The following is an 8,975-nucleotide window of genomic DNA, read 5'->3' on the forward strand; positions in this document are numbered from 1 at the left end:
GTCTATTTTCAAATTTAATTAATCTAAATATCTAGATAATATATAATTTTTTCTATATAATTCATACTTATCACATTTTATCATTTTCATGGAGTTTGAAATTTTCATTTTTTTATCATAAGTTTTTACATATTTAAAGCCTAAGCCTTCTAAAGATTTTCTTGTTCTGGGATTTTCTTCATATGTAGTAGCTGTTATCTTTTCTAAATTTAAAACCTTAAACCCATACATCAAGGAATACTTAGTCAAGTCTGTCGCTATATCATTTCCCCAGTAAATAGGATTTATACATATACCAATCTCAGCCTCTTTATCTTTATTAGACACATTGTTAAGACCTATGTTGCCAATTAATTTATTATTCTTTTTATCTATTATAGCCCAATGATTTACATTTCCTTTTTTATAGCTATTTATAAAATAATTTCTTATAAATCTTTTTGTTTCAACTATTGATTTATGGGTTTTTATAGGAAGATATTTAACTACTTTATCCTGGCTATAATACTCAAACATACTTATTGCATCTTCTACACATATAGGTCTTAATATATATTTATCAGTTTCTATTATTTTCATTTGAGGATATATAGAATCTTTCATTTGCAGTTCCCTCCTTAAAATAATTAATACTCTTTTATATGCATATATGTTTTTAGATGTTAATCTATTCGTAAAAACTCACCTTAATCAATCTAAAAAAGCATAAGGTAAATATAATGCCTATTTACCTTATGCTTAAGTATTTTTTATTTTCTATGAAGTTTTGAATATACTCCACCTTTTTCAATTAACTCTTTATGAGTTCCTCTTTCTTCTATCCCATTTTGAGTTAAGACTATTATTTCATCTGCACTTTGTATAGTTGATAACCTATGGGCTACAACTAAATTCGTTCTATCTTTTCCTAATTCTTCTAAAGATTTTTGTATTTCTTGTTCTGTTACATTATCAAGAGCTGATGTAGCTTCATCTAATATCATTATAGGTGGATTTTTAAGGAATATTCTAGCTATAGATATTCTTTGCTTTTGACCACCTGAAAGCTTAATTCCTCTCTCCCCTACGTAAGTATTATATCCGTTTGGAAGTGTCTTTATAAAATCATGTATTCTAGCTTTTTTACATGCATCTATAACTTCTTTATCAGTTGCACCTGACTTTCCGATTATTATATTTTCTTTTATTGTGCCTGTAAATAAAAATACATCTTGAGCTACTACACCTATATTTGTTCTTAATGAATTTAAACTAACATCTTTTACACTAATTCCATCAATCTTTATGTCTCCTTCTTCAAAATCAAAGAATCTAGGTATAAGGTTGCATAAAGTAGTTTTACCTCCACCAGATGGACCAACTAATGCTACTGTCTTTCCAGCTTCTACAGATAAGCTTAAGTTTTTAAATACTTCATTGTCATCTTCATAAGTAAATGAAACATTTTCTATTTCTATGTTTCCTTTAACATCTTTAAGCTCTATAGGATTTTTAGCTTCTTTTTCAGTTTCTTCATTTATAATTTCTGAGAATCTTTCAAATCCAGTCATACCATTTTGGTATTGTTCTGTAAAGTTTATTAATTTTCTAATTGGTTGTATAAATAAATTTACGTAAAGAAGATATGCTGCAAAATCTCCTAAGTTTATATAATTCATATAAGTAAAGTATCCAGCAACTATTAACACAACTAGGTTTAATATATCTATAAATAAGAACATCCCTGAGAAGTACTCTGCCATAACTTTGTATGCTCCTTCTCTTGCATGTCTAAATATATCATTAGATTCATTAAACTTTTCTAACTCTTCTTTTTCTGTACAGAATGATTTAGTAACCCTCATACCTGCTATACTGTTTTCTAATGTCGCGTTTACATCTCCTGTTTTAACTCTCGTATCCATAAATGCTTTTGACATTCTTTTTCTTTGCGTTACAGCATACAAAATTATAAATGGCAATATCGCAAAAATAATTAATGTAAGAGGTACATTTATTCCTAATAATATTAAGAATGAACCTATTAACATAACTAATGACACAAATAAATCTTCTGGTCCATGATGTGCTAATTCTGAAACTTCCATAAGGTCATTTATGATTCTAGACATTATAACCCCAGATTTATTATCATTGAAATATGAATTAGGAAGCTTTTGTAAATGAGTGAATACATAGCTTCTCATATCAGCTTGCATTCTAACTCCTACAACGTGCCCCCAGTACTGCATAAAATAATTTAATCCTGCTTTTACTATAAATATTAATAGTAATGTAACTGCAAATACAATTAACATCCTTGAATCCTTATTTGGTACAACTTCATTCATTATATTTCTAGTTATCATAGGATAAACTAGGTCACATAAAGCTACAGCAAATGCAGCTATTAAATCAAGTATGAATAATTTTTTATATGGCTTGTAATATTTTATAAATTCTTTTAACATACCATCCCTCCTTGTCTATACTATTATATACCCAATTTGAGTATATGTAATTAAAAAAAACAATATTAATAGAAATTTAAAAGTTGTATGAAAACTGAATAGTTTACATACAACTTTTTTATATTATTTATTATCTATCGCTTTATCTACTTCATCTAACATAGTATTTGTAGATATAAATCCACCATCACTTAAGTACCAAGAATGAGTATCTAAGTATACTATGTTTCCATTTTTAGCAGCATCAGTTTTATTTACTAAATCATTATTTAATATATCTTTAGCTGGCTTTTGATTTTTATCACTTGCTATAACTGATTTATCTATAACAAACATGTAATCAGCATCTTGACTTGATACGTACTCAAATGATATATCTTGACCGTGGTCTGCAGATTTTAAATTACTATCCGTATTTTTAAATCCAAGATTATTATATATCATTCCAAATCTTGAATCAGACCCAAAAGCACTTAAATTTCCATCACTTACCATTAATGTTGTTGCTTTGTATCCATTTTTAGTAACTTCTTTATTTATAACTTCTATTTTTTCATTTATCTTATTTAGTTCCGACTCTACTTGATCCTCTTTGTTAAATATATCTCCTAATACTTTCATGTTATGTGCAAAAGATTCCATATATTTTCCATCTTCTTTAGCTAAAGATATCGTTGGAGCTATTTCACTTAATTTGTCATAGAAACTATGTTGTCTTCCATTTATTATTATTAAATCTGGTTTAAGTTCGTTTATTTTTTCTAAATCTGGCTCTTTAAGTCCGCCTACATTTGCGTATTCACTAGATTCATATTGACTTAAGTAAGGTGGCATAGATGAGCTTTGAGCCGTCCCTACTACTCCTTCTACTCCTAAAGTTTTTATAGCATCTAATGCTGCATAGTCAAATACTACTACCTTTTTAGGATTTTCTTTCACCTCTGTTGTTCCCAGTGCATGTTCAATTTTTATAACATTATTGTTTTGTTCGCTAGTTTTATCATTTTTCTTAGATCCAAATAATAATGTTCCTCCTATTAAACCAACTATAACAATTCCTGATATTAACGCCACTTTTTTGTTCATTTTTCTTTTCTCCTTTTTTATAATGATTATCTTTATCAGTTAATATTTAAATTTTTTTAGAAATAAACACAAATCTTATCTCCGTTTATTTCTCTAATATCAAATTCCATATCATATATACCTTCTAAGACTTCTTTATTGATTATATCTTGTGTTTTCCCGTGATTAGCAATTTTACCATCTTTCAATGCTACTATATAGTCAGAATAACAAGATGTGTAATTTATGTCATGCATAACTAATACAACAGTTTTTCCTAATTCATCACATAAGTTTCTAAGAACTTTCATCATTTCAACAGAATGTTTCATATCTAAGTTATTAAGTGGTTCATCTAGAAATACATATTCAGTGTTTTGTGCTATTACCATCGCTATGTAGGCCCTTTGTCTTTGACCTCCACTTAATTCATCTAAATATTTGTTTTGAATATCTTTTAATTTCATAAAATCTATAGCTTCATCTATATATTTTTCATCTTCTTTTGTTAATCTTCCTTCGCTATGAGGATATCTTCCAAAGCTAACTAGTTCTCTAATTGTAAGTTTTAAATTTATATTATTTGATTGTTTTAATATAGCTATTTTTTTAGACAACTCTTTGTTATCCCACTCTTCTAATCTCTTGCCATCTATTAGAACTTCTCCGTTATCCTTTTTCATTAGCCTAGTTATCATCGATAAAACTGTACTCTTTCCAGCTCCATTTGGACCTATAAATGAAGTTATCTTGCCTTTTTCTATATTTATAGATACTTTATCAACAACATTTTTATTTGAATATTTTTTTATTAAGTTCTCTACTTGTATCATTGATTTTTACTCTCCTTTAATAACAAGTATATAAAGTATAATCCACCTATAAAGTTTATAATTACACTTATAGTAGTTGTAAATGTGAATACTCTTTCTACTAAAAACTGACCTACTACTAAAGTTAATATACTTATTAAAATTGATGCACTTATCAAGTATGTGTGCTTGTATGTTTTAAATAACTGCTTTGCTACATTTACCACCAAAAGTCCTAAAAATGTTATAGGTCCAACTAAAGCAGTTGATATTGAAACTAACATAGCCACAACTATTATTAATTTTTTTACAGCTTTATCATAATTTACGCCTAAATTTATTGCATGATCTTTTCCCAAAGATATTACATCTAACATTTTAAGTTCATCATATATAAATGGTATAATAGCTATAATCATTATCACTGACATCATCAAGATTTCTGTATTTACATTACTAAAACTAGCATATAAACTGTTTTGAAGTGCAGCATATTCATTTGGATCTATCACTACTTGCATAAATGTAGACATACTTTTAAATAAGGTTCCAAATATCATACCAACAAGTAGTAAGAAAAACACATTATTGTTAGATCTTTCAAAAAGTTTTTTGTAAAGAATAAAAGATGCTAAAATCATTAGTGATGATGATAGTAAAAAGTTAGAACTTTTGTTAGTTATAAATGAGCTTTCCACTCCTAATAAAAATACTATTACTGTTTGAATTAAAACATATAATGAATCTAATCCTAGTACACTTGGTGTTAGTATATTATTATTTGTTATAGTTTGAAATATAATTGATGAAAAAGCTATACATCCCCCAGTTATAACAATTGCTATAAGTTTAGGTATCCTTTGGCTCATAACATAATCTATATGATCAAAATTAACTCCTACAGTTAAAAATAATGCTGAAAAAATTACGATTAGAGCCCCTAATATGTATAGTTTACTTTTTAAGTTTATATTTATATTTATCTCTTTTTCTAAAGTACTAAGCTGTTGCATGATTTCCCCTCCTTAAAATCATAAAAAGGAATATTATACTTCCAATAGCTCCCACCGTAAGCCCTATTGGAATTTCATATGGATATATGACAGTCCTTGAGAATATATCACATACTAAAACAAATATTGCTCCAAATAATCCAGTATGCCATATGCTATCCTTTAAGTTATCACCTTTGTACATAGATACTATATTTGGTACTATCAAACCTATAAAAGGTATACTTCCCGCTGTTATAACTACACAAACTGTTACAATTGCAACTATCATAAGACCTAAGTTAATAACTTTATTATAATTAAGACCTAAATTAGTAGCAAAGTCTTCACCCATTCCTGCTATTGTAAACTTATTTGCATATATATAAGCCATTATTATGCATGGTATTGTTATGTATAGCATTTCATAATTCCCTTTTATTATCATAGAGAAGTTACCTTGCATCCAAGCAGTTATATCTTGCATAAGATTGTATTTATACGCTATAAAAGTAGTTGCAGAACCTATAATGTTTCCAAACATTATACCTATCAATGGAACAAATACAGCGTTTTTAAACTTTAAACTTTTTAAAATCTTCATAAAAATAAAAGTTCCTGCAAGTGCAAAAGCAAATGATGCTATCATTTTTCCAGCTAAGCCTGTGCTTGGTATAATCAGCATTGCAAATACTAACCCTAACTGTGCTGAATCAATTGTTGCACCCGTTGTAGGTGAAACAAATTTATTTCTGCTTACCTGCTGCATTATTAATCCACATATGCTCATTCCTAATCCTGCTAGTAATATACTTATCAGCCTAGGAACCCTGCTTATAAAAAATATATCTACTTTTTCTTTATTGTAGCTTATAATATCCATTAAAGTTATATCATTAACTCCTATAAATAAGGAGGCTATTGACAATAATATCAATACAATTAATAAGTATCTTTTTTTCATTAGTTTACTCTCTCTTTCTGAAATCAGTTAATTATTGATAATAGTTTTCATTACTTGGTTTATATTTTACTGATAATAGTTATCATTGTCAATATTATTTTTAAAATTTTTATATAATTTTAATTTTTTCTAAAATTCGTTTAGTAAATCTATATAAAAAAAGAGGCCATAACTTAGGTTATAGCTTCTTTTTTTATAAATTCATCATAAAATTTATTAAATTCTCTCATTGATTTTTCAATTATAGTTTTGCTAGTGGCTATATTTATGCGTATATATCCATAGTATCTTTTATATATGCATAGTATTTCTAAATTCTTTTATATTGCTTCTACTAACTGGAATTTCTTTTTTTATATCATTTAACTTTAATATATATGTACTATTAAACCACGGTATAATTTCTTTTATTTTATTTATATTAACAATATAAGATCTATGCGTTTTAAAAAATTGATTACTTGGTAAACTTTTGAAAAACTCAGAAATAGAGCTTTTAACTATATATTCATTTTCTTTTGTATAAACTATTGTTTCTCTTTCGTTTGCTTCACAATAATATATATCATCAAATTTTAAAACTATCATTTTATCATTTTTCCACATAGTTATTGTATCTTGCATATCACTTTTTTCTTCTAAATTTTGTTCTCTTTTTAAAAACTTTTTATTTTCTTTACAGTCTTTTAGCTTATTTAATGTATTTATTATCCTTTGATCTGAGTATGGCTTTAAAACATAATCAAATACTTCTAACTCAAATGCTTCTACTGCATGTTCTTTATAAGCTGTTATAAATACAATTTTAGGCTTATACTTAAATTTATTTATAGTCTTAGCTAACAATATGCCATCTAACATAGGTATATTTATGTCTAAAAATATAACATCTATATTATTTTCTTGTATAAACTTTAAAACATCTATTCCATTATCAAACTCGTTTACAATTTCAATATTACTATGATTTTTAATAAAATATTTTAGCTCTTCTCTTGCTGGAAATTCATCTTCTACTATAATACACTTCACTATTAAATCCTCCTATATTGAAAATTCTATTTTTGTACCTGGATTTAGTCTTTTTATACTCAAACCTTTGCCATACATAAGTTTCATTCTCAAATGTACATTATAAAGGCCAATTTTATTTTCTGGCATATTCCCATTTTTAACTCTTTCTATTATATCTTCATCTATAGTTACTCCATCGTTTTCTACACTTATATATATTTTATTAGTTTTATTTTTAACGCTAATTTTAACAGTCCCATGACCTCCATTAGTTCTTATTCCATGTATAATTGCATTTTCAACCAATGGTTGAATTATTAAACTTGGTATTTTTATATTAACATCTTCATCTATATCATAAATTACATTTAACTTATCTCCAAATCTTGCTTTTTCAATTTCAACATATGCTTTTACTTGCTCTAATTCCTTTTTTATATCTATAGTTGTATCACTAAATTCTAAGTTGTACCTTAGAAAAGTAGCTAAATTTATAATTAAATTCCTAGCTATATCTGGATTTATTCGAATAAATGAAGTTATCGTATTTAATGCATTAAATAGAAAGTGTGGATTTATTTGAGTCTGCAAGGCCTTTATTTCAGCTTTATTTGCTGCCTCTTTTATTTGTTCAACTTTTGATATTTCCATCAATGTAGATATCATTTGAGATAACCCAATAGCTAATGCCTGTCTAGATTCCGTTATTTCACGTTGTTTTGAATAGTATATTTTTAATGTCCCTACAGTTTCATCATTTTCTTTTAAAGGAATTATCATAGCTGTTTTTAAAGGAGTTTTTTTATCAACTAAATATTCTTCTTGTTCCTCTTTTATATATATAATTTCACCTTTAATAATACATTCTTTGGTTATATTGCTTAAAGTTTTATTATTATTTTTAAAATAGTCTTCACCTATTCCAACATAAGATAGTACGACTTTTGTATCTGTTATAGACACAGCATCAGCATCTATATCATTTTTTATTATTTCGCAAACTTTATTTAATGATTGTTTATTCATATTCCTAAAATACGGGAGTGTTTTATTCGCTATATCAAGTGATAATTTTGCTTGTTGAGCTGCGATCTCTTCTTTTTCTCTTCTTAAACTCTGTAAAATAGATATTAAAAAACCTATTCCAACTTGACCTATCATCATAGGTATATAGATATGTCTTACAATAGATACCGCTATATCATAAGGTCTTGATAATATTAATATAATTTCCATACTCATGCTTTCAACAAACATTCCACATATTATTCCAACCAACCATTTTTTATCACTGCCTACTCTATTGCATAAGTATCCTGATAAAATACCTGCCAGAACACTAGTTAAAAAACAAGGTATTGCTGTTATACCATTTATATCAATTAAAAATCTATGTACTCCTGCAGTAATACCTGCTGTAACCCCTACTATAGGACCAAACAACATTCCTCCTGAAACTATGGCAATATTTCGTACATTTGCCATAGATCCTTCTACATCTATTCCAAGGTATGTTCCTACAATAGCAAGAAAGCTAAATACTCCTGAAATTATAATTAAATTTCTTTTGCTGTTTTGTTCACTTTTTAATATGTTTTTTAAAAATTTAATTTTACTCATTAAAATTAAAATTACTATTAGAAAACTAGTTTTTTCTAGTAAATTAAGTACTATTCCT

Annotated in this window: 8 protein-coding genes; all 8 read right to left on the reverse strand. The window is 26.9% G+C overall.

What is annotated here, in order from left to right:
* Window positions 1-18 precede the first annotated feature (18 nt).
* Window positions 19-603 (reverse strand): GNAT family N-acetyltransferase, encoded by a 585-nt coding sequence (locus VN21_RS09260; RefSeq protein WP_046823005.1) that lies wholly within the window; start codon window positions 601-603, stop codon window positions 19-21.
* A gap of 146 nt (window positions 604-749) precedes the next feature.
* Window positions 750-2,450 (reverse strand): ABC transporter ATP-binding protein, encoded by a 1,701-nt coding sequence (locus VN21_RS09265; RefSeq protein ID WP_046823006.1) that lies wholly within the window; start codon window positions 2,448-2,450, stop codon window positions 750-752.
* A gap of 123 nt (window positions 2,451-2,573) precedes the next feature.
* Entirely contained in the window at window positions 2,574-3,536 is a 963-nt protein-coding gene (locus VN21_RS09270; protein WP_046823007.1) for a siderophore ABC transporter substrate-binding protein, read from the reverse strand.
* Between the two features lie 56 nt (window positions 3,537-3,592).
* On the reverse strand, window positions 3,593-4,348 hold the full coding sequence (locus VN21_RS09275; RefSeq protein ID WP_021428691.1) for an iron ABC transporter ATP-binding protein: 756 nt from the start codon (window positions 4,346-4,348) through the stop codon (window positions 3,593-3,595).
* Window positions 4,345-5,340: an iron chelate uptake ABC transporter family permease subunit gene (locus tag VN21_RS09280; protein WP_046823008.1), complete on the reverse strand. Its 996-nt coding sequence runs from the start codon at window positions 5,338-5,340 to the stop codon at window positions 4,345-4,347. Before VN21_RS09280 ends, VN21_RS09275 begins: the two co-directional genes overlap by 4 nt.
* Window positions 5,327-6,283 carry an ABC transporter permease gene (locus tag VN21_RS09285; RefSeq protein WP_046823009.1) on the reverse strand — a complete coding sequence of 319 codons (957 nt, stop codon included), beginning with the start codon at window positions 6,281-6,283 and terminating at the stop codon, window positions 5,327-5,329. Before VN21_RS09285 ends, VN21_RS09280 begins: the two co-directional genes overlap by 14 nt.
* Window positions 6,284-6,574: 291 nt before the next feature.
* Complete coding sequence (locus tag VN21_RS09290) at window positions 6,575-7,315, reverse strand: LytR/AlgR family response regulator transcription factor (RefSeq protein WP_046823010.1); 741 nt, start codon at window positions 7,313-7,315, stop codon at window positions 6,575-6,577.
* Window positions 7,316-7,327: 12 nt separating this feature from the next.
* On the reverse strand, window positions 7,328-8,975 hold a 1,648-nt coding region (locus tag VN21_RS09295; RefSeq protein WP_332840863.1), incomplete at its 5' end, for a sensor histidine kinase.

The sequence above is a fragment of the Paraclostridium benzoelyticum genome, assembly GCF_001006285.1.
GTDB classification, from domain to species: Bacteria; Bacillota; Clostridia; order Peptostreptococcales; family Peptostreptococcaceae; genus Paraclostridium; species Paraclostridium benzoelyticum.

What these genes read in the sequence shown, in the direction of transcription:
- VN21_RS09260 (WP_046823005.1), bottom strand. Translation starts at nt 603, where the DNA reads ATGAAAGATTCTATATATCCTCAAATGAAAATAATAGAAACTGATAAA.
- VN21_RS09265 (WP_046823006.1), bottom strand. Translation starts at nt 2,450, where the DNA reads ATGTTAAAAGAATTTATAAAATATTACAAGCCATATAAAAAATTATTC.
- VN21_RS09270 (WP_046823007.1), bottom strand. Translation starts at nt 3,536, where the DNA reads ATGAACAAAAAAGTGGCGTTAATATCAGGAATTGTTATAGTTGGTTTA.
- VN21_RS09275 (WP_021428691.1), bottom strand. Translation starts at nt 4,348, where the DNA reads ATGATACAAGTAGAGAACTTAATAAAAAAATATTCAAATAAAAATGTT.
- VN21_RS09280 (WP_046823008.1), bottom strand. Translation starts at nt 5,340, where the DNA reads ATGCAACAGCTTAGTACTTTAGAAAAAGAGATAAATATAAATATAAAC.
- VN21_RS09285 (WP_046823009.1), bottom strand. Translation starts at nt 6,283, where the DNA reads ATGAAAAAAAGATACTTATTAATTGTATTGATATTATTGTCAATAGCC.